Genomic DNA, 26,888 nt, shown 5'->3' on the forward strand with positions numbered 1-26,888 from the left:
GAGCCTTCTTACGCCCCAAGGGGCGGGGAATTTACCCCTGATGAGATTAAAAAGGGGGACGTTGATCAGAAAGTTGCCCATTGCCCATTTCTTCTTTATGATTCGAGTTTTGTTGGTAGACGATCAAGCGCTCATTCGGGAAGGCCTCCGCACTCTGCTGGACGCAAAACCCGATCTGATGGTGGTTGGTGAGGTCGCAAACGGACAGCAGGCCGTCGAACAAGTGGTGATTCTTCAGCCCGATGTGGTGTTGATGGATATCCGAATGCCCGTGATGGATGGAGTGGCGGCGACCAAAATGATTGCTCAAGACCATCCCAAAACAAAAGTGCTGGTGCTGACGACCTTTGACGACGATGAGTATGTGTCGCAAGCGATGCAGCACGGGGCGAAGGGCTATTTGCTCAAACACACGCGCTCTGAGGAGTTGGCGCAGGCGATTCGAGCGGTGCATCAGGGCTATACACAGATGGGGCCGGGACTATTTGAAAAAGCGATCGCCTATGCCCAATCTACTCCGTCTGCCAAAAGCCTGCCTCCAGAGCTTGCCCAACTGAGTCCCAGAGAACGCGAGGTTTTATGTCTGATCGCCAATGGAGCCAGCAACCGAGAGATTGCTCGATCGCTCTACATTTCTGAGAGAACGGTCAAAAATCATGTCACCAGCATTCTCAGTCGGCTCAACTTGCGCGACAGAACTCAGGCTGCGATGTTTGCCAGTGCTTTTTTGTCGCTGCTCAACGATTCAGAGACTCCCAAACTTTAGCAAGGATTGAGCGTTCGATAATCTGCAATTCTGGCGGTTCAAACCGCGCCTACCAGAACGAAGTCTGCCTTGCTAAAATGGCATCCTATTCAGCGAGTTCTCCAAAGCGATCGCGATACTGCTGAAGTAACACCACCATCTCTTGACTTTGCTGCTCGGCTTGTTCTGCTCGTTGACGTTCCTGTTCTGCTCGCGCTTGTTCTGTTTCAAACCTTTGATTGATTTCGGTAAACGAGAAAAAGGGCGTTCCGTCAGGGTGATAAAGTTGCAGTTCTTCGGCCAGCCCAAATCGAATCCCTAATCGCGGACTGACCCAACCCTCGATCGTTTCGATTTCATCCAGCAATCCATCTTCTGATCGCAGCCAACCTCTGAGACGAATGCGATCGGGATCATATTCGTAGTATTCCTCTACGCCGTAGCTGTTGTAAAAAAGCAGTTTACGATCCATTTCTCGCCGCGTATTGCTGGGCGAAAGGACTTCAAATACGACTTGCGGCGGTATGTTGGCTTCTTTCCACTGTTGATATGAGCCTCGATGGCCCTTGGGTCTACCAAACACAACTAACGCATCCGGGGCAGTACAAAGGGTGTTGTTGCCCTCGATCGGATACCACAACAAATCTCCCGCTACAAAAACGGTTGCATCTTCGGCAAACAACCATTCCAGATTTTGTTCGATCACGACGATCCAATGGAACTGCTTTGTGTTGTCCGCCATTGGCTTGCCGTCACTTTCTGGATAAAACAATTCGGAGGAGGTGAGTGTAGGTTGCTGAGGGGTCATTGCCAAAATCCTTGCTTGCAACTCGATCGGCTGACTTTAGTATAGAAACTTCCCAAAGATTCCTACGCGACGTAGATTTTAGGGCGCTGCTTATCGAAACGGAGGAGAGAAAATTAGACCGCCTTTGGTCGAGAGGTTGTTTTGTCCGCGCGGTAGATTGAGTTGAGTTTTGGAGCCGAGGTTACGATCGTAAATCTCGCCATAGTTGCCCACTTGTTTAATAATTCTGGCTGCAAAAGCATTGTCCATTCCAGCCCCTTTACCCAGATCCCCTTCTGATCCCAAAAAGCGCTTGATAGTCGGATCGGTGCTCTTCACCTGCTGATCAACGTTTTGAGACGTAATCCCCAACTTCTCAGCCTCAAATAGCGCATAGACAATCCATCGCACGGCATTACTCCAACTCGCGTCACCGTCTGCGATCGCAGGGGCGAGTGGCTCTTCAGACAGCGCTTCGTCCAGAATTACATGATCGTCCGGCTTGGGCAGCGTGGTGCGACGAGAACTCAGGGCAGAGCGATCGGCTGTCACGCCTTCACAGCGGCCTTCGGCATAGGTGGCAAAGGTGGTGTTGACATCCTCAAACACGACGGGCTTGTAGGGAATGCCTCGCTTTCGCATCTGATCGGTCAAATTTTGCTCAGTCGTGGTGCCTGTTTGAATACAGATAGATTTGCCTTTGAGGTCAGCCAACGTCTTGATATTGCTGGCTTTGCGTACCATGATGCCTTGACCGTCATAAAAGACAACAGGCGCAAATTCTAGCCCAGTAGACGTATCGCGGCTCATGGTAAAAGTTGTATTGCGGCTAAGAATATCCACTTCGCCCGTCTGGACTGCCGTAAACCGTTCTTTAGCGTTGAGATTGCGAAACTCGACCTCATCGGGATTGTTGAATAAAGCGGCGGCGATCGCTCGACAGACATCCACATCCAAGCCCGAATATTTGCCATCTTGCTCAACAAAGCTAAATCCAGGCAGTTCGCCGCTCACGCCACAAATCACTTTTCCACGGCTCAAAACCGTAGCTAACCGTCCTTTTGTAGCCGTTCCGCCACCTTGTCCAGTTGGGGCTTCTCCACCACAGGCAGTTAGGGGAATGAGAAGTGCGATCGTCAGTAGCCAGGTACGCCAGTGGAGCATAGGGATGAGGGATGAGGGATGAGGGATGAGGGATGAGGGATGAGAGATGAACCTGTGAGTGTTTCTGAGGTTCGGGGCTATTTTAATCGGTTTTGGGGTGTGTCCGATCGAATTGGACTTTACAACAAAAATTGAGTGGTGCTGAACGGTGGTCTAAACTCCAACGCTCCAATTCTGAGAGACTTCCAGACTTTCAATCTCGACGACTCACACCTGAATTCAGCCATGCCCAAAAACTAAGTGGCGCTGAGTCAATATCGAGAACCCAATCATCCCTCATCCCTCATCCCTCATCCCTCATCTCTCTCTTCTCAAATCCAGCCACTTCTCCCAATGTGTAAAGGGGACGATTTTTGACTTCTTCATAGATTCGCCCGATGTACTCACCAAGAATGCCAATGCTGACAAGCTGGACTGCGCCCAAAAAGAAGATAGCAACAATAATAACCGTGATACCTGTCAGCGGAGAATGGGGAACAAAGAAACGCCAATATAAGACAAGCATTGCCATGATCAGAGCGACGAATGCTGAGAATAATCCAATATAAGTAGAAATTTGTAAGGGAACTTTGGAGAAAGAAACTAACCCATTGATTGCTAGTGAGAATGACTTGCGAAACGTATATTTCACATCTCCAGCAAACCGAGGATCGCGCTCAAATTTAATCGAAGTTTGTCTAAACCCAACCCACGATCGCAGCCCTCGAATGTATCGATTTCGCTCTGGCATTGAGTTGAGTACATCGACTACCTGACGATCCATCAAACAAAAGTCGCCCGTATCGGTGGGAATATCCACATCAGCGAGCCGCTTTAGCAATCGATAAAACACATAAGCCGTCAACCGTTTGAACCAGCCTTCTTTTTTGCGTTGTGTGCGTTGGGCGTAGATGACTTGATAGCCCTGTCGCCAGAGTTCTAGCATGTCTGGAATCAATTCGGGTGGGTCTTGTAGATCAGCATCCAGAATAACGACAACGCGCCCCCGCACAAAATTTAATCCTGCTGTAACGGCGATTTGATGTCCAAAGTTGCGAGCCAGACTAAGATAGCAAACTCGTGGATCTTTTTGGTGTAATTCTCGCATCATATAGAGCGATCGATCCCGGCTGCCATCGTTAATTAATACCAGTTCTGCTGGTGCATCCAGACGATCCATCAGGGCACTGACTCGACGATAGAGTTCTGCGATCGTTGCTTCTTCGTTGTAGATCGGAATGATTAGAGAATAGGTTGGAGTCATAACCTGAAAAAGTCCACTGATCGATGTACGATTAAATCTCTGGCTACTGCAAAGACTAGCGCAAATAATTTCATCCGCGCTGTTTTTTAAGGAAGACGCTCATCGGATATTCTGACCAGGCTTTGGTATACAGTTTGTCACGCACTTGTAGCTGATCTTTTTGGGCTTGAAAAGTCTTCTGGTTGGCGTAGACGACGATCGCACAAGGATCAAAGGATTTATAAGGCTCAACCTTCAATTTTTGGGCTGAGATATTGTTAACGATTACATGCTCAATTTGCTCAATCCGAAGATTTTTGTTGTGAAGCAGTGTCCACAGTGGATATTCCCAGGCCGAATCATCCGTCAGATAAAGCCCCACTTTTGAGCATTGTTGAGCCGTTACAAAACTTGCCGCATTTGGATACGGTGCTTTGAGCCATTTTCGTTGAATAAAGACTTGCTCCAATCGAGGAGTTGTCAAAACACTTTCACGACCTAAAATGGGTCGATATTTATTGTTGAAAGCGTAGGGCAACGACAGGACAAGTAAAATTAGTGCGATCGCGTTTGCAACTCGACGAGTTTTAAGATTTGACAAAACAACGCCCACAAATGCTGAAAATAAAACAAAAATAGTCAGGTGATGACGTGCACTATAGGGCTGCCATTTGAGCGCAAAGCAGAATAATAGAAAGGCTCCAATCACTGACCCAAGGTAGATGGCTAAACGCCGCTGCTTTCTAAGATGAGTAGAGAAAAAGAAGAGGGCGATCGTAAACCCAATTAACAAAAAATGGTAGGGATTTCCAGCCGTATCTTCATTAAAAGACGGAGCCGAAACGCCAAATCTTCGAGTCGGGACGGTAATTCTAGGATCACTTGGATCAAATCCCAAAAACTTGTGAATAACAGTAATTGCACCATTCACTTTGCCATTAATCAAACTAATCTGTGTACCGATATGAATTGCCAGGTTTCTGATAACATTTGAAACAAAAGATTGAACGCTGTAAACCTCCATTTTGTATTCTCTAGCCATCTCAGGCGTCCCGCCACTAATCGGAGAGCCAAACAACTCGTAGGTTCTAAAATAGTGACCTAAATTGACTGCCAAAACAAGAAGCCCGATCGCTGCCAGAGGTTTCCAAACTTGCCAACGTTTTTCTCGAATACAGAGGTAACTAAACCACAGCATTAATGGAAAGGCAAAGAAATAGGCAGAGGTTTTTGTGAACAAAGCAAGACTCAAACTTGCAGCGATCGCTGCCGTATTTCTAGGTTTGATTCCCTCAGTCGAAGCAACAACAAAATAAGCTAGACAAACAATCCAGAAGCAGACAATATAATCATTTTGAGTGCTAGATCCTTGCAAAATTCCCATTGGAATTGTCAGGGAAAAAACTACTGTAAAAATTTGACCTCGCAGGTCGGCTCCCAGTCTTTGAGCAATTAGTGAAACTCCGATCGCACTGCCCACCATGCTCGCCCATTGCAGCAAATTCATCCAGCGATCGCTCTGACCCAAAATTAGTAGATGAGTAAAGACAAAGCTGTTGAATGGGGGGTGATATAGCTGTGGCGTATAAAAAGTAGGATAGTTTGAAACTGTTTGATTTTGCACCCAATGCGCCGCACGAGCGAGGTGATAAGTCATGGAGTCCCAATTATTTGGAGGGGCGGCGATCGCGGTTACTCCTATTACGATGGCAATCAACGCGACACCACTCAGCAAAAAAATTAGCAGGTTTGATAACTTTGATTTAACCCCTTGTGAGGAGTCAGAAGCTAATCGATCTTTCTGAAATAAGACCTCTTCTTGACGTTTGAAAATTTGAAGATAGAGTAGACCTAAGCCAAAATTTATCAGCGCCCAAAAACCAGTAATCCAGGAAAATTTGATTAAACTAAAAAAACTGAGAAGCTCTGTTGAAAATGCGATCGCCAAGCTCCACGTCATCGCACTATATAAGATAGAAAGTCGCCAATTTGTAATCAGTCTCTGAAAGATTAAGTATAAAAAAATGAAAGCAAGTAGAGGCAATAAAGCAAGCATAATTTCTGATGGAGAGAGTTAGGTTTAGCTAAAAACCGCAGGTAGAAAAGGTAAGAGAACGCTCCCACGGATAACTCGAAGAGATCGCTAGATTGTCTGCGACCCACACTAATATTCCCTAGCTTCAAACATATACACCTGCGTTCAAAAAAATCCCGATTTTCTGTAGATAACTCTATTTCGCATACCTTCGACCACCTTCTTTTGCTCACTCAACCTCTAAAGAAGCTGTTGAGATCGCTGAATTAATGTCTTTTGGCAGGAGTGAACTGGTTGGATCGCGATCGCTACTCATCGCAAAACAGTCAGCGTAATGGCTGATAACTTGAGCCAGCAACGATTTTCTTGAATTTACACTCCTCAAAGTTTTATAAAAAGCCTTCTAACATTCGTATAAACCCTGAGATTCATCCTGGAGAGAGAGGTAAAGAGCGTATTAGCTAGATGAACCCCTGAAGACAGGAAGACGATGTTAGAACTCATACCCTCTTTACTAGCGGCACAAACTTTTAAACAATCGATCGCCGATGAGGTTCAGGCCGATCAGACAGAAGTTGTCGCAGAGAAAGCAACGATCGCTTCGAGTGCCCCCCAAGGAATAGCGCCTCCTTCTAGCGTTGCTCCCCCAGAAACCCTGCCCGTCGCAAGACTATCAACACCCCAACCCATTGCTGCCACCCCGGTTTCACCTGACGTTCCGCTTCGAGAAATTACATTTAGTCGATCTGCTAAACCCGATATTCAAACTACCCCCCAGGCGAACGCTACCCAGCCGATCGTCGAAACTACTACAAAACTTTCTCAACCTCCCAAACCCATTCCGTCAGTCGTCGTCGAATCAAAACAAACCGCCGAACCGCAACCGTCACAGCTAGTTCAATCCAATCGTCAATCAACTGGGAATGCGATCGCCAACAGTCCGTCAGTAGAAGTCAAAATAGAAAGTGCAACCCAGATCCTTGAGCAACCATCAAACAATTCATCTGCTGATTTAGCACAACCAACAACACAAGCTGATCAGAAGAATGAACCTCAGCAAGAATCGAAAAATACAACAAGCGAAACAGTCGATCGACCAGAAAACACGCCTTCAGTTGAAGTGCCAACCGCGACAGCACCCGACATAAAGACACCCACCCGGCTTGATCGTCCAGTTGTTTCCGATCGAGTTCGGGAGCGCCAAAGAGTTTTAGAAAAGCGACTGGCAGAAATTGTGTCCAAATCCCAAAAAGAGGCACAGCTTCGCGAAAGTGTGGTGACCGGAGTTTACGAAGCTGCATCTCAGGGCAACTTTAAGCAAGCCCGCCAATCTCTAAAAAACGCAAAAATTCCGGCGACGGTGCAGGCAGAAGTCACCAAAACCATTCGTTCTCTAGAAGTCAACAGCCGTAAAGTCGGAGTTGCCCAGGCCACTGAGCCGATTAGAACTGCCCTCAAACAGCGTCAGATGGAGCAACGCCAACAAAAGTTACTGCGATCGATTCCCAGTCTGCCCCCCTTACCGGGTCAAAATGTGGTCGTTAGCAGTTCTCCTGTCTACCCGTCTAGAGCCGTCAATCCGATGCCCATCCAGAGTTTGACCCAGACAACTTCTGCGAGCAGCGATCCCGATTACAGCGTAACCAGTCCGCCTAACCTACAGGCGTTTAACCGTGATTTGACCCTTCCAGAAACGCTGGGCAAAGAACAGATGCTTTATCCTTTACCCACGCCTGCACCTGTAACTTCCAAATATGGGTGGCGTGTGCATCCAGTGCGGGGCGATCGGCGCTTTCACGCAGGCGTTGATCTCGGTGCCCCTCAAGGAACGCCCGTCCTCGCTACCAAATCTGGGAAGGTCAAGGTTGCAGATAATATGGGTGGCTATGGACTAGCGATCGTTCTCGAACCTGACAAAGGCAAGCAAGACATTCTCTACGCGCACCTTTCGGGCATGTTTGTGCGTCCGGGTGAAGTCGTGAAAGTGGGAACGGTGATCGGACGAGTCGGCAGCACAGGATTGTCAACCGGGCCGCACCTGCACTACGAAACGAGAAAAATGACTGCTTCGGGTTGGGTGACGACTGATCCGGGCCCGCAGTTACAGGTAGCCAAAGTGCAGTTAGAGCAGGCGTTAGCAAGTGCGCGGGCAAACTCAAAGCCGAGAGGATGAGGGACAAAGGAGTCTGAACTTTAAACTTTGAACCCTGGACAGAAGCGGTATTTAAAGTCATCGGGCTTTGCCGCTTTTGTCTTGCTGATTTATCGTGAATTTTAGGAAAGACTTCGCTGCCCATTATTAATCCGAAAACGCTCCCAAAATCCTTCTCGATAGAGGACTCTGAAACCAAAAAATTGTTAATGATAAGCTGATCGACATTTAGATTGATAGCCCGCTTCTTCATTGTAAAAGGTTTGCAGACTTAGCTTGTGCAAGTTGAAAGTCGATTAGCTTATAGCAATCCCAAATCACTCGTGAAATGCAGCATTGTAAAGTTGGGGGATTTATTTGAGCAGAGAGATCTCCTAGATTTCAAGACCCATTCCCAAGTTTCAAAGTCCCCCAGAATGAGGAATTTAGGGGGCGAAGCGGACTGAAACGGAGCGACAAAAATCTGTTCATAACTCATTTAGGATTGCTATAGATACTGTTTTGGTTTGTTAAATTCACAGTTTTTAAGGCATTTTTTGAATGGTCAAAAGGTGATTAGATTTATTCTTCATCGTTCTCATACCTGGTCGCTGAGATTGGCGATCGACTGATTGACCCACTGAGAAAATTGCTCCTTTTGGGCGGTCGAAATGTCAACCATTGCCTTTTGGCACACCTCGATCGCGACAGGAGGTAGCGTATTACTCAAGTCTCTGCCTGCATCAGTGAGCCAAATCCGCCAGATGCGGCGATCGTGGGCATCGCGTTCTCGACGAATCAGGTCACGTTCTGCCATGCGATCCAGCACTCCCGTCAACGTGCCTCCGACTTGCTGAAGTTTTTCACCGAGGCTAGAAGTGGCTAGTCCGTCTTCTTGCCACAAACAGCACAGCACCACCCAATGAAACGGAGTCAGCCCAAAGCAATCGAGCTTTTCTTGAAAGTGACGCAGCAGCAATTGAGACAGTAGCTTGACCCGATAGCCCAGGTTGTAAGGCGCTAAAATTTCTTGCCAACCCCGACGAGATTGATCCGCAGCGGGGGCGGAACTGAGGTTAGCAATCATACGATCGAGCAAATCAGACAAAACTTCTCGATCAGCGTAATCAATTCCTTGAAGGGCCTGTTCCCTCAACTCAACTCCGATCGGGGGCAAAATATCCTGAAGTTGTTGCCCAGCTTGAGTGAGCCAAATCCGCCAGATGCGGCGATCGTGGGCATCGCGTTCTCGACGAATCAGGTCACGTTCTGCCATGCGATCCAGCACTCCCGTCAACGTACCCCCAACTTGCTGAAGGCGATCGCTGATATGAGAAGTGGCTAATCCGTCTTCTTCCCACAGACAGCACAGCACCACCCAATGAAAGGGCGTTAACCCAAAGCGATCGAGCCGTTCTTGAAACTTGCGCCCTAATAGTTGTGAGAGCAGTTTTATCCGGTACCCGATGCCATGAGGGGCCAAAATACGTTGAGAGTCGCTGCCTTGCGGGTTATTTGAAGGGGTCGTGGGCTGCCCAACTTCTGAAGAAACCATAAATTGTTAAATACTTAGTATCCTTAATAATAAATTATTTCATTTAATGCTACTGCATTCTTCTAACAAGTAGATGAGAAGTTTTTAGGAAAGCACAAACTTGGGAGACGTGAGCCAGAAGAGTTGGCAGTTGGCGATCGCCGTTTCAGACAAAGGAACCGTTAGCCCGATCGCGCCTGCCTTTTTTAAGAGAATTTTGCCTCGCGGTTCGCCCCAGATTAACACTTCTGCCCAAGTGCTGAGTGCGGGTTCGTGACCGACTAGAGCCAGCGATTTGTCAACATCTTTCCAGCCTTCTAGCCAATCGAGCCAGATTTGAAGGTCGCCCCCCGGAGCTAGATAGACAGCCTCTTCTAACTGTCTCCCCAAGCCTGCATCTTTGAGAATGTCAGCCGTTTGCTTGGCCCGCACGAGGGGGCTGGTCAGGATTAAATCAAAGTGAATGTCAAATTCGTGCAGCCGTTTGGCGACCTGACGAGTTTTCCGCTTTCCTTCGTCGGTGAGGGGCCGTTGGGTGTCGTCTTCATAGTCACCGTGCTGTCCGGCGAGTCCGTGACGAATCAGGTAAAGATTAAAGGTAGACATGGGGAGTGTTGAGTTCAGCAAGTTTAGAGAAGATACCAATCCTCTAAGTTAACGCGACAGACGCAGCAAGAATACTAGACGTTAGACCGAAGATGAAGCGTCTACCCAGTCTAAAGTCTAAAGTCCTGAAACTCAGAACTCGCCCCCAATTTGGCTAGTTGACTCCTTTGGGATAGTTTTGCTCTGGGTTGACCAATCTCAGCAATTTTTGTTTGACTTGAGCATCGTAGACGCTCCACTTCATTTTGGCGTAGTCGCTGTTTTCGGTGAAGCCAGATAAAAAGCCTGTGGGAATCTCAAAGCCGCCCGCCTGCGATCGTCCCCCTCCAAAAAAGCGCCCCTGAGCATCTTGCCCAAAAGCCTCTTTGATAAACTCATCGGGATCGAGAGTAATTTTATTTGTTCTCAACGATCCGACGACGACTTCCAACTCTTCGTCTTCGTCGTGGACAATTCCATAAACAACTGCGGTATGAACGTTCTCCTCGGTCACCAAAAAGTCAGCAGCCTGGGGAATGGCATCGCGATCGTCATAGCGCAGATAGCCGACTCCCGCAATCGAAAAATTGTTTTGGACAATGCGATTTTTGAGCGATCGCTCGATCACATCCATGACCTGTTTCGATCGAGACGATTGCAGCACCGCATTGAGCAAGTGAGAATCGTAAAATCGACTCAGATAAGCGGCCGCCAAAAAGTCTTCTTCCTGGGCCTGCATCAGACGATTGGTGTCCGATCGCAACCCATGCATCAAAGCTGTCGCACACTTGACATGTTCTGAAATATTGTTGTCTAGCTTGAGCAGACCCGATTGGAGATACTGCGTCAAAATCGTTGCAGTGGCGCGAGTGTGGGGGCGGATATCAACAAACTCTGATTTGATGTCGTCTTGCATACTGTGATGGTCGATGACAACCGTGATGGGCACATGAGCCTGTTGCACCGACGCAAACAACTGAGTCGTGGTTCCCTGATTGTCCAAAAAGACGCAGCCTCTGTAAGCCGAAAGATCTTTACCTTTCATCGATTGGGCTGTCCAGCGCTGAAGCGGCAGACCTGTTAGCTTGACGAGGGCAATATTTTCTTGATGGCTGAGGGTGCCTGCATAGACGATATCGCACTGAATGTCGTACTTTTGAGCAATTAACTTATACGTCCAGGCGGAAGAAAGGGCATCGGGATCGGGAAAATCCTGCATGATGACGATTTGGCGATCGCCGCGATGTCGTTCTAGCACCTGCCGAAAGCCTTCAACTTTTTGCTCTTGTTCGGGTGATCGAGCGGCATCGTAGGGAAAGCGTCCCCGTCGCTCACTGTAGCTGTTTCCGTTGGCCACCTTTGCAATCGGCTCGACGGTGGGGTACTCGATCGGAAGACTCGAACCAGGCAAAGAATCTGGCTCCATTGCAATTAATAAGCTGTTGAGTGAGGAACTCGAATCTGATTGCATATCAAGATGGCACAGGGAATAAGACCAGGATGACACCTGGAGGGGGTTGAATCTGCTGATCGAAGGGCAGAAGTTGAGATTTTAGACCTGAGATAACGAGATCTGAAACAGTGACGCGCTCAAGGCCTATTCTGATCTTCGCAAAAAAGTTCAAGAAACGACCAAAACGGTTCAGGTTTACGTCAGATGGCAGACCTGAAAGTTTATGAATCTCTAGACAAGTAAAAACCCCACACCAGTCAGGTAAGGGGTTAGATCCCAATTACATATTTTCGCCATTCCTGATTTACGCCGTTCTTAACGTGTTTTGTGACCTCAAAGTAGAGACTGCTGTAGGGTTTGCGCGGAGCGTTGTAGAGGAGCATGTTGGCCTCTTTGGGAGTGCGGCTGCCTTTCTTGACGTTGCAGCGAACACAAGCTGTGACAATGTTTTCCCAAGAGTCGCCGCCGCCTCGCGATCGCGGGATCACATGATCTAACGTCAGATCGTCGCCCGCGTAGCCACAGTATTGACAAGAATGGCTATCTCGATGCAGCAGATTCTTGCGGGTCAGAGGAATTTCTTTGTAGGGAACGCGGACGTAATAGCGCAGGCGGATCACCGTCGGGAGGGGAAATCCGGCATAAACATACTTACCGTTATGCTCGACCTGCTCTGCTTTGCCCTTGATCAATAAAACGACCGCTCGTCGCCAACTGGTTATATTAAGCGGTTCGTAGGAGGCGTTGAGCACCAGAACCTTGCCCATTGATGGATCACTTAAGACAATGTTTGAAACAATGCTAACACACAAAGCTAGAGGCAGATCTGAAGGGGTACGCGTTTTAGATCTGACGAGAGAATTAACAGCTAGGCTGAATCTCTATCCAGAAGTTGCTGCACTGCTTTGACAATCAGTTGGGGTTGGTCTACCCAGACAAAATGGCTGCTTTGAGCCGCAGAGAGCGATGAAACATTGGTAGAAAGCTTCTTCAGGTTGACCTGCATTTGATCTCGTAATCGATCGGCAAAGGGAATCGGAAACGAAAATAGACCTAGCGAAGGTTTGAGAAAGTGTTTGGCTTGAATGCTGACGATGGCCAAGTTTCCTAGATTTTGGGCTTGTTGAAGTTGACGACTGCTCGTATTGAGTGACAGCATTTCTCGACACATTGCCCTCCAATGATTTGAGCGATAGAACGATCGCAGTACAGGTCTTAGAGCTGCTGTAGAAAAGTTTCTTAAAGTGGGTTTAAGCAGATGAAAAAGCCCGATCGTTCCACAAATTCGCACAATTCCCAAAAAGGCTCCTAGTTGAGCAAGTCCAAACGAGAACGTCAGGAAGATTTTGACGAAGTTGAGAAAGAGGGGCATTTTGAGCATTAAGTCTTCATGGAGTCCATCTGTCAGTACCAGACCCACTACTTTTTGAGGAAATCGATGGGCGTAAAGGCGCATATTATAAGAGCCAAAAGAATCGCCAATCAAAAGATAGGGTGGTTTGATTTGGGCGATCGTCAGCAATCTATCTAACTCATTAACAATTTGTTGACTGGTTCGAGGGTTTGGGCTGGGTTGACTCCATCCGTAGCCGGGGCGATCGTAGATAAAAACCCGTGACAGTTTAGCCAGTTCTTTAATTAAAAAATAACCATCTAACCCACCCAAACTATGGTCTAAGACGATCGTTGGACTGTTGATTGAAGGGCACTTTCCCTGACACCAATAGTGAATCTTCCGTCCGTTTAGCTCAATGAATTCTCCGGGTGGTTTTGTCGTTTTGTCTTCGAGAAATCTGGATAGGAACTGATAAGCGATCGCGATCAACAAAAAGATTAACTGCCAGGAAATCTCTGTCATTTTGCTGATCCTCTTTTACGGATGGCGTGTTTTAAAGTCAGTTGGATGGAGCTTTTTTGCTTTGTTGTCCGGCACTTCTGTCCCCCAAATCTCCAACTTCAGGAAACTTTAAGACAAAACCTTGGCTCCAAGTTCTCCAATTTTCAGGGATTTACAGAGTGTTCTCAAACTGATAATCGCATTTATTTTTTCAGCGATCGGGTGCCTTTACTCAATTTAGCTACATTTCAATTTGGCTGAATTAATTTGAAACTGCACCCCAACAATCTTGTTCTTTCCGGGTAGCTCTTGTGCCCCCAAAATGTAGCCTTCCTGCTTTAACTCTTCAACCGTCCGCCAAAAAATCTGGTTATTTCTAGAAGAATTGCTGCCTAATAAATCTAAGTTCTTGAAAAGATATTGCTTAGAAATAATCACATACTGTCCTTCTTGAGGTGTATCCCATTTCATCCGGCTTGCTAGATAAACCAGCAGCTTTGTTTTGTAATCACTTTTGGCGTTGCTGCCGATTTTTTGAGTGATGTCAATACTGTTTGCGAATAAAACACAGTCTCCTGTGCGGGCTGGGCCATCAAAAAATTCTAAAGAAATCGTGTAAACGTCTGCCAATTCATAAGTGTAGTCAGCAGCTTTGCTGAGATCAAAATCACGCGGCACATGATCAATTTCATAATCTTTGATTCTTAGAACGCTTTTGATCATCACCTTGGCACCCATGTTTTGATTGCCTTTCTTGAAGGATTGAGCTAACACTAACTCAGTCCGGTGGAGGGCAACCAAATCTCGATTGAGTTGCGATCGCAGCTTTGACGCAAAACCTCCATCTCTCGTGCGGGTGTAGCCCAAAATCGTCAGCAACTCATTAGATCGAAAGGTAACGATCGGCCCATTTCCCTGCTCGGCGGCCAGCTTGTAAAGATAGAGAACGATCGACACTTGTCGAGGATTTAAAAAAGTCATCAACGCCATAAATAGCCGCTGAATCTTACGATCCTGAATCTTTTCTAGCCCTTTGCCAACGCCCTGATTGGTGCAAACATTGAGGTCAAGATTGGCATATTCCGTCTTTAAATCATCCCACTCTTCGGCTGAGAGATTTTCTAACGGCACCCGTCGAATCACCGTCAACTCACTGGAATCGTTGGGATCGGCTTCAACGCGCATTTCGAGATAGTAACCGTCTGCGTCAGAGCGCAAGATCGGCAACTGCATGTCTGGATTTCTAAGGGAGGCGGCAGCCCTGGGCAACACTCGCATGAGTTGTCCGTCTACCGGGAAGGTTGCCTCTAATTTTTTCATCGATCGGCGAAACGTGATGGGTCAGGGGTCACTCGTTGCAAACAGAACGCATGACGCTACATATCCTGCATTACTCGTGGGGATTTGTCCAGCAGTTTACGCTATATCTAGCGGCTCTCTGTTAGAGAAGAAATTATTCACCCTGTATGTGGTGAGTACATTCGATCTCATTCTATAACGCCCGCGTATGATTTTTGCAGCCGATCCTGTAACACGGGCGGAGGATCTCAACCTGTAACGCAGACGGATCTGAAGGGAACGATCCTGTAACACGGGCGGATGATTTGAGCTTGCTTGCAGCGTCAGATTTCTGGAGGGGAAGATCGCTAATCGATTTCTCTGGTCAGGCTTTTGGGCAGAAGTTCTGGAACGCAAGCGTCTGATTATAGCGTGTAACACGGGCGGATTTTTGTTCCCTAACGCTGTAACGCTCGCGTCTGATTTCGTCCCATAACCCCCGCGTCGAGTCAGCCTATAACGCTCGCGTATCTACGATCGTTGCCCCTTGAGGAACCCGGACTTGAGTGTTAATCTCTCATTCACGCCATTGGAGTCTTCGGGGAGTTCTCGAAACGACCGATAGCGTCTCTGACCCGATCACGCTGGTTGATTCAGATTTGACCTACCACTCAAATTTGGATCGGCAAGCAAAAACCTCTTTAGCGTCCCTACCACAGTCTGCCAAAGAGGTCTGAATGCAACCTTGTGATCCCAACGCAAATTGGGAGTCAATTTTTTATGCTCAATCATTGTATCAGGTGTCGTAATTCTGCGCCAGAGTTACGCCTTGTTTGTCAACGCTCGATTGAAAAACGTCTCGTCTCAAAGGAGCAAGTCTGATGGTGAGCAGCCTCAGATCGGCTCCTGTGGGCACGATCGACCTCAACCCAATCTTCTTACCCAATCTGGCCGCACCTCATGAACAAGAGTGGTTGGACAGCGGTGTCGATCCCGGAATTATTCGTCTAAACGTCAAAACGCTGCACGATACGGCGATCGACCCGTTTACTCATGAAGTGTCTTACCCGATCGCCGAGCATCTCAACTGGGCTGTGACTCGCTTTGGGCAACAGTCGAGAGCCAACGTTCGGGGCTGGTGGGTGAGCGGGGTTGATCCGTTTGCCGAGTGGCAGCGTATGGATTGGGGACGGTTTAAGCCCGATGGGGAAACGCCTGTCTTCGATCGCGCCAAACAAAAGCCAGCTAAATACCTCAGTCCCAGTCTGGGTAAGGGATCGAGCCGATTGGTGCTGTTGGATGTGCCGGGGCATGTTTGGCAGAAGGTTGCCGATCGCTTTGGGAGTGAGGCGAGAGGCGTGAGCAGTAAGGCGGCTTCAGGTTCTTTCTGGGAGTGGGTTTGGGAAAATAATATTCCGATCGTGCTGACGGAGGGCGAAAAGAAGGCGGGCTGTCTGTTGAGTCAGGGGTTTGCCGCGATCGCGCTACCGGGAATTTTTAGTGGCTATCGTCGAGATACGCGGCAGTTGATTGCAGAGTTGGCACACTTCGCCACAGAAGGGCGGTCGGTGCATATTTGCTTTGACTATGAGACCAAGCCGAAGACGATTCAAAATATTGTGTTGGCGACGGCTCGATTGGGGCAATTGTTGACGCGATCGGGCTGTGAGGTCAATGTGATTTCGCTCCCTGGCCCGCAAAAGGGTGTAGATGACTTTGTGGTAGCTGCGGGATCGAGTGCGTTTGAGGACGTTTATACCGCCGCCGCGAGTCTGGAAGTTTGGCAAGCTTCTCAGTTGTGGTCGCTGACTTATGCACCGACGATCGTACTGAACCAGCCGTATTTGGGAGATTTACCTTATCCGACTTCTGGTTTGGTGGGAGTCAAGAGCGCCAAAGGAACGGGTAAAACAACCGCCTTGCAGAAGTTGATTAGGGGCGCGATCGCGCAAGGGCGAAAAGTTCTCGTAATCACGCACCGAATTCAGTTAGGAAAAGCCATCTGTCAAGGGTTGGGCATCGACTGGATCGAGGAATTACCAGAGTCGGAAACCCAGGGTCAGTTTGGGTATGGGCTGTGTATTGACTCGCTGCATCCTCATTCAAAAGCGCGGTTTAACCCTGAAGATTGGGAAGGCGCGATCGTCATTCTCGATGAGGTCGAACAGGTACTCTGGCACGCTTTGAATAGTGCAACCTGCTACAAACAGCGCGTCAAAATTTTAGAAACGCTGCAAGAATTGGCTCAGGTGGTTTTCTCAACGGGTGGCTTGCTGATCGCTCAGGATGCAGATCTGTCAGATGTCAGCATTGATTATCTGAGGGGATTGGCAGACGATGCGATCGCGCCCTGGATTGTGGTCAACCAATGGCAAGCCGAACAAGGTTGGAACGTTTCGCTGTATGACACCAAAAACGCTGCACCCTTAATGACGCGAATGGAAGACGTGATCGAAACGGGCGCTGTATTTGTCTGTTTGGATTCGCAAAAAGTTAAGGGGAAATGGAGTTCTAAGAACCTCGAAACTTATTTGCAGAGCCGTTTTCCAAACAAGCGAATTCTTAGAATTGACAGCGAAAGTGTGGCCGATCCTGACCATGCTGCTTACCGAATTGTTGATCGCCTTAACGAAATTTTGCCCAGCTACGACATTGTATTGAGTACACCGACGATCGGAACGGGGGTGTCGATCGACATTCGCGGCCACTTTAAAGCGGTGTTTGGCATTTTTCAGGGCGTGACTCCTGATTCTGAATCTCGGCAAGCTCTGGCACGAGTGCGCGAATCGGTACCTCGGTATGTGTGGGCGGCGTATTTTAGTCCGAGCAAGATTGGTAACGGAAGCTGTCACTATCGAGAAGTTGCCCAGTCGATGACCAAAGCCGTTAAGTACAACATTTCTTTGCTCAAAGATGTAGATTTTGATCTCGATGAACAAAGCGATCCGATCTCACTTCGCACCTGGGCAAAAATGGCGGCCCGTGTCAACGCTTCGCTGTGGAGCTATCGCAAAGAATTGCGGAATGGTTTATTAATGGAGGGACATCAAGTGACGGTTGTAACCGACGATGTTGCAAAACTGTTTGGACAAACCTTTGTCACAGGAGAAATGCTCAGATCGTTAGCGGACGGCAGCTTGCAGATTTCTGGATTTGAATTTTTGGGCTGGCGACACGACGCAGAAGGCACCGATCGCGTCATTCAATCGATCGCCCAAATCAGAACGCAAAATCAAAAAGCGGAAGCGATCGCCATCTCCGCGTCACCAGAACTTAGCGCTGCCGAATACGATGAACTCAAGGATCAATCTACACAAACGACACGCAAGCGACATAGCAAACGCAAACACGAACTACAACGGCGTTATCCAATTGAAATTACCCCAGAATTAAAACTCAAAGATGACGAAGGATGGTACTCTCAACTTCGCTTACATTACTACCTGAGTTATGATCCTGAATTCGTCAAACTACACGACATGCAGGAGCTTCAGGGACACCTCGATCGTGGGGATGGTAAGATTTCAGTTCAAGATCTCCGATTGCTAACGGCGCAGGTAGAAGCATTACGATCGCTCAAGATTTTAGACTTTCTCAGACCTGATGAAAAGATTCGTGCTAGCGATTCTGAAGTGCAGCATGTGGTCTCATTTGCGACGCAATACAAAGAAGATATCAAAACGCTGTTCAATATCACGATTACCGAGAAGTTAGCGCCGATGGCGATCGTGCAGGCATTGCTTGGAAAGATTGGTTTGAAGCTGACTTGTACAGGTCGAGATCAAGCGGCCGATGGGCGACGTGGGGGAGTGCGCGTTTACAAATACTATCCGCCAATGGACGATCGAGAAACCATCTTTGCCGAATGGGAAAAACGCGATATCTCTACGCTGCAAACCTTGATGGAAGTGACAGGCTGTGACTCATTTTCGGAGATGGATGATTGGATGCAACTGTCTGCCTGATCGCAACCTGGAATTGGATAGAGGACTCCTGATTGCGTTCCCACTATCCTGTAGGTATCTGACTCAAAGGAAACGGTATGCAGCGCTCTGATTCTCAAGATAAACTTCTGGCAGTTTTGACGATCGTGGCGATTTTGGGTGCGATCATCATTAACGGCATCTCTAATTTCTTCCCGATTAATGGGCTGAGTATTGGAGCGATCGCTAATACGATTTTTGCCAATGTTTTGATCACGCCAGCTAACTATGCCTTTGCAATTTGGGGTTTGATCTACACTGGGTTGATTGCGTTCGGCGTGTATCAACTGTCTGTAAACCGCCGTAATCACCCTCTGATTCAAAAAGTAAGGCTGCCGATTATTTGGGCTTCTGTTTTTCAGAGTATCTGGGTGTTTCAGTTCCAGTTACGCAACTATTGGCTATCTGTTGCGTTTATGGTGGGAATTCTGATTAGCTTAATCGTCGCTTTCTTGTCGATTCAGCAACATCAGGATTCTCTCTCTCGTTCAGAAAAGTGGTATGTTCAGATTCCCTTTAGCGTCTATTTTGGGTGGATTAGCGTAGCGACGATCGTCAATGTTGCGTCTGCACTTTATGCCATCGATTGGGATGGAGGGGGAATTGCTCCGGCTGTGTGGACAGTGGTCATGGCGGTGATCGCAACTGTAATCTCAGCGGTGATCACGATTCGATACCGTGACATTGCCTTTAGCGGCGTAATTATTTGGGCATTGGTGGCGATCGCTATTCGTCAAAGCAGTCAAGTTGGAATCATGACCTCAATGATTGGACTGGCGATCGTCCTGGCATTAATCATGCTATTCACACAGGTCAAAAACCAAAAGCGGCACTAGAGAAATTCGGCGTTGCTGATTGGAAGGATGAATCTGTGAGAAGTGTCCATCTTTTCGCCCCCTAAATCCCCCAAAATGGGGGACTTTGAACATCGGATTTCTCTCCGCTTTGGGGCAATTCATCTCCTGATTCAGCAACGCCAGAAATCCTAATGAGAGTTGTCCAAAAAATCTCAGTTGAGTGATGCAATATAACGAATTAAACTCAGAAAGCCACATAACTTTGGATTGCTCAAACTGATTGATTCAAACTACAGTCACACGGTAGTAGCACTTCGATAGTAAGCATTGCTTGTGTTTTGGGCCCCGTTTGCCACAATGCCAATGACATTCAGACGACTCATCGCCGCCGCTGCTTGGGTGACTTCATTGCGAGAGACTTGACCAATTCGCCCGACAAACAACGCCCCATCACAAAAAGAAGCCGCCAGCATCGCATCCACAATTCCCAACGCGGGGGGCGAATCGACAATCACCAGATCGTAAGACTGCTCAAACATCAACATCAACTCACGCATCCGTTTTGAACTGAGCAACTTGACGGGATCAGTGGGCGCAGGGCCCGCCGTCAAAACAGAAATTGAAAGATCGCTATAAGTGCTGGCGGGTTGAATCGCATTTTGACTCAGGGCCCGATCGCTAGACAGCAAACTAGAAAGCCCCTGTTCATTAGGCAATTCAAGCTGTTTGTGCAATCCCGGACGGCGCAGGTCGGCATCAATTAACAACACTCGCTGGTGCAGCCGAGCAGCACTGATAGCTAACCCTAACGCGATCGTTGATTTTCCTTCTCCTGCTAATGCTGACGTGATGACAATCGACTTGAGAGGACTGGCGATCGTCAATAGCTGAATGTTTTTGTATATCAAATCCAACGATTCGCGGAACGGTGCCCAATGAATCACTTCTAACGGCGAAGGCGCAAGAGAAGGCGATTTCTGGAAAGGTGCAATCTCGTTCAAGGGCACTTCTGGCACCAGTCCCAATAGTGGAAACGCCACCTGTTTTTTGAGATCCTCTGACGTACGAACAGCATCATCCGCCGCATCTCGTAAAAAGGCCGCCACACTGCCCAACATCAAGCCCGCAACCGATCCCAGTAGTAGATTACGTAACCAGCTTGGGCCAGTTTTTCTACCTAATTGAGGTGGCTCAACCAGTTGCCAATCAAAGCCACCGCGGGCGATTTCTAGCCCTAATTCTTGTCTCGCTTTGAGAAGTTGCTGTAGGGTTTCACGATTGACTAACACATTAGGCTGGAGGCGATTGTATTCTGCCAGTAGACTGGGGAAGCGTTTTAACTCAGCCCGAAGTTGAGCTTCATTATCAGTCAAACTGCGATCGCGCGCTTGGGCAGCCACCAAATTTACCTGAGCCTCGACTAGAGAACTGGCAAACTTCAAGTCATTTTCTCCAAGCTGTCCGGCGGCGACCAATCCATCGGCTGAGGGTGCAAGGGCAGCAGCTTGAGGGCCGAGAATACGCTGAACTTCTTGCCGCAAAAGGGCTAACTGTTTTTGTCGCTGATCGATGACCTGTTGCACAAAGGGCGCTTTGTCTTTGAATCGCGTTCGCTCTTTAACAATAGCAATCTCAGATTTTTGAATCTCATTTAACAAGGACTGATAGCGAGGTGACTGGCTGAGTCGGGCAGCAATGGCGGCTTGTTGGGGCGATCGAGCAAGCTGTTGTTGAAGTGCTCCATAGCGGGCTTGCAGATCTTTCAGGTCGGCTCGATTTAATCGCTGGTCTTTTTGCAGAGAACTCAACGCTTCTACCAGTGATTTAGATTGCAGTTCGGGATCAATTAAATCTTGCTTTTTGCGAAACTTTTCTAGTTCTGCTTCTGCTGTATTAACTCGCGCCTCTACTTGTGGAATTTGATCATTAATAAATGACAATCCCTTGGTGAGCCGCAGCTTTTGTTGTTCTAAATTGTACTGTTGATAAACCTGTTGAATTGCCTGTAATACGTCCTGTGTCTTTTGGCGATCGCTGTCGATATAAACAATTTCAAAAATACTGGTTCCAATTTTGTCGTTGCCCTTTTGTTCTAAAACCTGACTGACCGTTAGATTATTTTTTAACTGATCAACCTCGATATCTCTGTAGCGTGGCTCTAGCTGATCGACCGCTCGTTGTAAAAGCTGCGACGATCGCATTAGATTTAACTGGGTCGCGTTGTCAATTTCGACATTGGAATCGGCAAATGAAGGCGTTCCGGTTGTGCCTGTGTCAGTTTTACGGCTGCGATAGTTTGACTCGATCATCAACTGCATCGAACTGCGATAAGTCGATTTAGAAAACAGCGTAAAAATCGCAGCTATGGAAATCGTCGCTCCCAAGATTCCGATTACCCACCAGCGCCGCCGAACTAAGACCGCCAGCAGTTGTCCATAGCCTGGATCAGGTTCGGCCATCAATAAGTGTGAATTGCTCTCAGCCACGACTCGGAACTCCTTTCGTTAAAAAAACAGGGATTGCTAATCACCAAAAACATTTTGAATCACACGATCGACCGACTCAAAAAACACTGGCTCCGAAAAGTGGCTCAACGCATGTTCACGAATGTTGCGATAGTTCCAGGCGATCGTACGAGCGTTTAACAGAGCAGCATGAAGGGCTTCGGGGGTTTGTGATTTAAAGAAGACCCCAGTCGTACCGGGCACTTGAGTATCGAGCACGCCTCCTGCTCCATAGGCGATGACGGGCGTTCCACTGGCGTTGGCTTCGATCGGGACTAACCCATAATCTTCTAGCGCTGTGACAATCACCGATCGCGACTTAGCCATTAGTTGTTTGCGCGTTGCGTCTGTGACATGACCCAAAAATTGAATGTTATTCATGGCGCGGGCTTGCAGTGTCTCCCGTTCGGGCCCGTCTCCGGTGATCAGCAGTGACCAACCAAGCCAGTTAAAGGCTTCGACAATCACATCAATGCGTTTGTAGCTCAACAGTCGAGCCGATGCAAGATAGAAGTCTTCTTTCTGATCTGAGAAGGTAAATTGATTGCTATCGATCGGGTAGTTGATCACCAAAGCAGGTTTGCCGTAGACTTTATTGATTCGACGCGCAACGATACTAGAGTTGGCAATATATAAATCAGGTTCTTGAGAATAGCGCAAATCTGCCTGACGCATCCACTGAAACACGCCTTCTAGCAAGGGATAAAAGCGCTGATAGGCTGTGTATTCTCGCAAATAGGTTTTGGTATCCCAGAGAAATCGGGTCACATTGTGACAAAAACAAACATGTTTGGCATCTGGACGTTTTCTCACCCCTTTGGCAAACGTGGTACTACTGCTGATAATCAAATCATATTCGCGCAGATCCAGCGATCGAAAGGCTGAATAATACAAGGGCGCGAGCAGCTTAAAATATCGGGACGCATTCGGAACTTTTTGTAAATAAGTTGTGTGAACGACACGATCGCCTAAATCGATCGAATGCTGGGGATCATACAAAGACGTAAACACATCTGCGTCGGGATAACGCTTACAAAGCAGTTCAAAAACGCGCTCTGCACCACCGCGCTGGGTCAAATAGTCATGGACGAGGGCTACTTTCATGACTCCATTGGAAATAAAAACAGTGGCTTTAACAGAGCCAAAATAGGCAGGGGGCAACCGAGACGATCGCTGCAAGACAAAGGACTTTAGATGCCGCAAAATCTGTAGGCTGCTCAAACATCTGTCGATCGACATTGTTGTCTAACGCTAAACTGGCAGCCAATCTCACAAGCTTTTGACCTGGACTATTGAAACAGCCACTTAAAACAATTTCGACAAAGCGACGAGACACTTGTCATGGGCAATCCCAATTTCTTAGTACTACAAAACCTGTAAAGGCTTAAAACTCAAGCAATACTTGAACAATGTGTCTAAAGTCCAGTGTTCAAAGTCCTTTACCCAATCTGTAGCAATCAAAAAGTAGTCAGGTATCAAGCGCTATTTTCGTCTGTGATCACACCACAATCACTCGGTTAAAAAATAACGATTCATCGCCATACTCTAATTTCGATGGGCTTCGCGTTCATCTTCCGATCGACGTAGATTGTAGAGAGCAGCTTTCTGCGGTTCTAATCCTCTTCTAAGGCATCGCTTCGCAGATCACCTGGCTCATTTAACATTTGGGGAGTCACAGCCGGGTTTTCGACAATTTCTCTGGCATCGCCGACAAATCCTCCCGCGTAGACGAGATCCTGGGGGTTGACGGTTTCTGGGACTGGTTTCTCTTGATGGTTGGGGGCAGGCGGTTTAGAGGTAGGTTCGCTACTCATTAACGGTCTCCAAAACATAGATGACACGAACCAGAGTAGAAGAACGATCGCCCCACATCACCCCTCCACAGTAGGAAATAGTCTTTACAATACAGGTGTAGAAAGGTACAAAACCAAAAAGAGAAATCATCAACAAGCCACCGCTTGAAGTTCCGATTCCTCTTTCATGTTCTATAACTGCTCTAACATTGAATTCAGGTTCAAACCTTCTCGACCGCGTTAGTTTTTCTTGAGGCGATCGATTTCTTTTTGGAGTTCTTCGATTTGGCGGCGGAGTTCTTCGGCTTCTGGGTTGTTGGCGGGATCGACGGGAACCTCGACTGATCCTTCTGCGCCAGCGCGGGGATAGTTGCCCTGACGAATTTGCTGAAAAGCGGACGAAACTGACCATTCTTGGAGATGGCGCACTCGCTCGACGGTAAACGGATGGGTGAGAAAAATGCCGTCAGAGACATTGTTGTAGAGCATGAATTTGTAGGCCTGGTTGAGACCGTCTTGATCAAGCGCCTGGTAGCGATCGCTCTGACGAATAAATTCATCTACGCTGACTTCATTGGCATATTTGCTGCTGCCGCCGGACAGTTTCATCATGGTTTGCAGCACGGGTCTGAGGTCGTCCATCACTAACAAGGCGGCGCGATCGGCAGAGAGTTCTGCTTTGCGTGACCATTCGTAAAAAGCTAATAGTAGACCTGTACTGATCAGACTGCTCAAACCAAAGGTCATGTCTGCGAGTCCCGACAAAGCCATGCTGACCCAGATGCCCATTTGTGTCAGCGTCGTGTGACCACATTTAAGATGTCCGAGTTCGTGGGCGAGTACCGATCGCAGTTCGACTTCGCTCAACAGATCTAGAAGTCCGGTATTGAGCACCACACAAGGACGCTCTTGCCCCAGGGCGTAAGCATTGACCAAAGGCGCTTGTGACACAAATAGAGTGGGTTCTGGATGAATGTCTAAATCGCGCAGACACTCGCGAAAAATCTGGTAAACGCTGGCGTATTGGCGCGGGCCGACCTCAATGCTGTTGCCCATCAGATAGACAAATCGCGGCCGCTCGTAGACAAACTCGACAAATTTGCGAGCCACCAGATCAAACCCAGGGACACTGCGGAGCGCCTGTTCTGCTTGACTATCGAGAGGATGCCGGAAGGCGCTGCTAGAAATTCCGATGTAGGTGGGCATAAGGTCAGCGTTAGTTTCGCAAATTTTGTAATGTATTTGTCTGTTTTGAGCCGGAGGGTCGCCCTTATAATAGCGGAGTCGTTTCTTCGTACAAGACCATGCTCAAGCTCCGTGTGTCTTTGGCGATCTCAAAGAGATATCTGCTGACGCAGATCGTTCTTTCCACTACTATTTTAGGCGGCGTTTTGCTGAGTGCCCCTGTCAACGCCTGCTCTCACACTGCCAATTCGACAGGATTTGGCTCCAAAGATAAGTCGTCTGCTCCGTTTGGCAAGTCTGCTGAACCCGGTCGATCGACTCCTTCTAATCCATCCAGCAACACGATTCAAGCAAACCTCAATTCGTTTGGGTCACCCACTGATCTAAAAATTGCGGGAGCAGGACTGTTGGCGATCGCGGGATTTCTAGGGTTGGGACTGGTGCAAAAAGCGCGTCGTAAGCCAGACACTAAGCTGGATGAGATGTTGACAAAGCACCCAGAGTTTGAACACCCTGAACTTATGCTGACAGATATTCCGAGAGAAGGCTGCGCCTCTGAAAAATCAGAAGCCTTTTCTGTTCGTTAAAGTTTGCGGTTGGTTGTAGCGCTCAAGTTTCCTTGTACCCGGAAAAGTTGCCCTCTGGCAGTCATGTTGGGGGGTTTTTGTTGGCGGGTTTTGATTCGTCGATCGACCACTTAAAATAGAGTAGGGAGAAGGGATTTTGTTTCACACTTCACCTGTTCTGATTTATGAATAATTGCATCTTGATGGCCGAAATCATTCAAGACCCTCAACTTCGCTATACGTCGGACAACCAGACTCCGATCGCTGAGATGCGCGTGCAGATTGCGGGGCTGCGTCCGGATGAGCCACCTGCAACGCTCAAGGTCGTCGGCTGGGGCAATCTGGCACAAGAGATTCAGACAAATTATCACGAAGGCGATCGGGTGATTATCGAAGGTCGTCTGGGAATGAATACGGTTGATCGTCCGGAGGGCTTTAAGGAAAAGACGGCTGAGATGACGGTGCAGCGAATTCACAGTCTGGTTGGGGTTGAGATTGGGTCGTCTTTTAGTGCAGAAATGGGCACTACCACAAAGCCTGCTGGGGTGGCTCCGACGACTCCACCTGCTTCGACTCCACCTGCTTCGGCTCCGCCTGCTTCGACTCCACCTGCTTCGACTCCTAGAGCGACGACGAAAGCTAAAGTTCCGGCGGCTCCTGCTCCGATCGATCAGCCAGAGTTGGATGATATTCCGTTTTAAGGAGAATTGATGGCTTTGGAGGTTGGGCAGGTAGTTGTTAAGGTTTTTAGTCCAGGATCTAAGGCCTAAAGCTGGTTGACTGAAGAAAGCCTTAAAACTCTTATTTGTCAGGCTGGCGAATGCTGTTAGCGTCGCAAGTGCCTTCGGCAACGCGCCTAGCGGAACGAAGTCTGCCTCCGCAGACTAAACTTATTCAAGGTTTTATTAATCCGACGTGAATTCGATGAGAGTTTTTTCGCTTCGTTGTTCACGGCTTCTGCCCCCCAACCCCCCAATTTTGGGGGACTTTAAGAGAGGAATTCTGGTTCAAAGTCCCTCACTCGTGGGGGATTTAGGGGGCGTTTCTGGATCTAAAAGCGAAGCGTTCATCGAACTGATGTTGACGTGAATTCGATGAAGTTTTTTTGCTTCGTTCTTCAGCGCTTCTGCCCCCCAACCCCCCAAAATTGGGGGACTTTCAGACAAGATTTTTGATTCAAAGTCCCTCACTCGTGGGGGATTTGGGGGGCGTTTCTGGATCTAAAAGCGAAGCGAAGCGTTCATCGAACTGACGTTAATCCGCGAAGGCGAATTTTGTTTTGTTAGCTG

20 protein-coding genes are annotated in these 26,888 nt (G+C 48.0%); 6 read left to right on the top strand and 14 right to left on the bottom strand.

Going from position 1 to position 26,888, the window contains the following annotated elements; genetic code table 11:
* On the top strand, positions 1 to 766 hold a 766-nt coding region (locus ACJ2PR_RS21915; RefSeq protein ID WP_446878537.1), incomplete at its 5' end, for a response regulator transcription factor.
* Between the two features lie 85 nt (positions 767 to 851).
* Here the strand turns inward: ACJ2PR_RS21915 and ACJ2PR_RS21920 are convergent.
* The 4 genes from ACJ2PR_RS21920 to ACJ2PR_RS21935 form a co-directional block, all read right to left on the bottom strand.
* Positions 852 to 1,553, bottom strand: a complete 702-nt coding sequence (locus ACJ2PR_RS21920; protein ID WP_446878538.1) for a Uma2 family endonuclease — start codon at positions 1,551 to 1,553, stop codon at positions 852 to 854.
* Between the two features lie 90 nt (positions 1,554 to 1,643).
* The gene (locus tag ACJ2PR_RS21925; protein WP_446878539.1) at positions 1,644 to 2,696 is read right to left on the bottom strand and encodes an amino acid ABC transporter substrate-binding protein; all 1,053 of its coding nucleotides are present in this window, start codon (positions 2,694 to 2,696) and stop codon (positions 1,644 to 1,646) included.
* A 283-nt stretch (positions 2,697 to 2,979) separates the two neighbouring features.
* The gene (locus ACJ2PR_RS21930; protein ID WP_446871905.1) at positions 2,980 to 3,939 is read right to left on the bottom strand and encodes a glycosyltransferase family 2 protein; all 960 of its coding nucleotides are present in this window, start codon (positions 3,937 to 3,939) and stop codon (positions 2,980 to 2,982) included.
* Positions 3,940 to 4,009: 70 nt separating this feature from the next.
* Positions 4,010 to 5,878: a hypothetical protein gene (locus tag ACJ2PR_RS21935; RefSeq protein WP_446878540.1), complete on the bottom strand. Its 1,869-nt coding sequence runs from the start codon at positions 5,876 to 5,878 to the stop codon at positions 4,010 to 4,012.
* A 565-nt stretch (positions 5,879 to 6,443) separates the two neighbouring features.
* Here ACJ2PR_RS21935 and ACJ2PR_RS21940 point away from each other — a divergent pair.
* A complete protein-coding gene (locus ACJ2PR_RS21940) occupies positions 6,444 to 8,126 on the top strand; it encodes a peptidoglycan DD-metalloendopeptidase family protein (RefSeq protein ID WP_446878541.1) in 1,683 nt (560 codons plus the stop codon).
* A 556-nt stretch (positions 8,127 to 8,682) separates the two neighbouring features.
* On the opposite strand, the gene ACJ2PR_RS21945 is transcribed toward ACJ2PR_RS21940, so the two are convergent.
* From ACJ2PR_RS21945 to ACJ2PR_RS21970, 6 genes are all read right to left on the bottom strand, one after another.
* A complete protein-coding gene (locus ACJ2PR_RS21945) occupies positions 8,683 to 9,639 on the bottom strand; it encodes a MarR family winged helix-turn-helix transcriptional regulator (protein ID WP_446878542.1) in 957 nt (318 codons plus the stop codon).
* 84 nt (positions 9,640 to 9,723) lie between these two features.
* Complete coding sequence (gene sixA, locus ACJ2PR_RS21950) at positions 9,724 to 10,224, bottom strand: phosphohistidine phosphatase SixA (protein ID WP_446878543.1); 501 nt, start codon at positions 10,222 to 10,224, stop codon at positions 9,724 to 9,726.
* Positions 10,225 to 10,378: 154 nt separating this feature from the next.
* Positions 10,379 to 11,674 carry a DHH family phosphoesterase gene (locus ACJ2PR_RS21955; RefSeq protein ID WP_446861721.1) on the bottom strand — a complete coding sequence of 432 codons (1,296 nt, stop codon included), beginning with the start codon at positions 11,672 to 11,674 and terminating at the stop codon, positions 10,379 to 10,381.
* 251 nt (positions 11,675 to 11,925) lie between these two features.
* Positions 11,926 to 12,423: an HNH endonuclease gene (locus tag ACJ2PR_RS21960; RefSeq protein WP_446861720.1), complete on the bottom strand. Its 498-nt coding sequence runs from the start codon at positions 12,421 to 12,423 to the stop codon at positions 11,926 to 11,928.
* 101 nt (positions 12,424 to 12,524) lie between these two features.
* Positions 12,525 to 13,514 carry an alpha/beta fold hydrolase gene (locus ACJ2PR_RS21965; RefSeq protein ID WP_446878544.1) on the bottom strand — a complete coding sequence of 330 codons (990 nt, stop codon included), beginning with the start codon at positions 13,512 to 13,514 and terminating at the stop codon, positions 12,525 to 12,527.
* A gap of 216 nt (positions 13,515 to 13,730) precedes the next feature.
* Positions 13,731 to 14,813, bottom strand: a complete 1,083-nt coding sequence (locus ACJ2PR_RS21970; RefSeq protein WP_446861718.1) for a hypothetical protein — start codon at positions 14,811 to 14,813, stop codon at positions 13,731 to 13,733.
* An 839-nt stretch (positions 14,814 to 15,652) separates the two neighbouring features.
* Between ACJ2PR_RS21970 and ACJ2PR_RS21975 the strand changes: the two genes are divergently transcribed.
* Positions 15,653 to 18,736: a plasmid replication protein, CyRepA1 family gene (locus tag ACJ2PR_RS21975; protein WP_446878545.1), complete on the top strand. Its 3,084-nt coding sequence runs from the start codon at positions 15,653 to 15,655 to the stop codon at positions 18,734 to 18,736.
* Between the two features lie 77 nt (positions 18,737 to 18,813).
* The gene (locus ACJ2PR_RS21980; RefSeq protein WP_446878546.1) at positions 18,814 to 19,590 is read left to right on the top strand and encodes a tryptophan-rich sensory protein; all 777 of its coding nucleotides are present in this window, start codon (positions 18,814 to 18,816) and stop codon (positions 19,588 to 19,590) included.
* A 257-nt stretch (positions 19,591 to 19,847) separates the two neighbouring features.
* On the opposite strand, the gene ACJ2PR_RS21985 is transcribed toward ACJ2PR_RS21980, so the two are convergent.
* From ACJ2PR_RS21985 to ACJ2PR_RS22000, 4 genes are all read right to left on the bottom strand, one after another.
* A complete protein-coding gene (locus tag ACJ2PR_RS21985; RefSeq protein ID WP_446878547.1) occupies positions 19,848 to 22,037 on the bottom strand; it encodes a GumC family protein in 2,190 nt (729 codons plus the stop codon).
* A gap of 36 nt (positions 22,038 to 22,073) precedes the next feature.
* Positions 22,074 to 23,294 carry a glycosyltransferase gene (locus ACJ2PR_RS21990; RefSeq protein ID WP_446878548.1) on the bottom strand — a complete coding sequence of 407 codons (1,221 nt, stop codon included), beginning with the start codon at positions 23,292 to 23,294 and terminating at the stop codon, positions 22,074 to 22,076.
* 374 nt (positions 23,295 to 23,668) lie between these two features.
* Positions 23,669 to 23,869 carry a hypothetical protein gene (locus tag ACJ2PR_RS21995; RefSeq protein ID WP_446861713.1) on the bottom strand — a complete coding sequence of 67 codons (201 nt, stop codon included), beginning with the start codon at positions 23,867 to 23,869 and terminating at the stop codon, positions 23,669 to 23,671.
* A gap of 219 nt (positions 23,870 to 24,088) precedes the next feature.
* Positions 24,089 to 25,054: a M48 family metallopeptidase gene (locus ACJ2PR_RS22000; protein ID WP_446870728.1), complete on the bottom strand. Its 966-nt coding sequence runs from the start codon at positions 25,052 to 25,054 to the stop codon at positions 24,089 to 24,091.
* Positions 25,055 to 25,152: 98 nt separating this feature from the next.
* On the opposite strand from ACJ2PR_RS22000, the gene ACJ2PR_RS22005 reads away from it, so the two are divergent.
* Together ACJ2PR_RS22005 and ACJ2PR_RS22010 are read left to right on the top strand one after the other, a co-directional pair.
* Positions 25,153 to 25,620, top strand: coding sequence for a hypothetical protein (locus tag ACJ2PR_RS22005; RefSeq protein WP_446878549.1), 468 nt, complete (start codon positions 25,153 to 25,155; stop codon positions 25,618 to 25,620).
* 164 nt (positions 25,621 to 25,784) lie between these two features.
* Entirely contained in the window at positions 25,785 to 26,300 is a 516-nt protein-coding gene (locus ACJ2PR_RS22010; protein ID WP_446878550.1) for a single-stranded DNA-binding protein, read from the top strand.
* Positions 26,301 to 26,888: the final 588 nt, after the last annotated feature.

The sequence above is a fragment of the Phormidesmis sp. 146-33 genome (assembly GCF_052939515.1).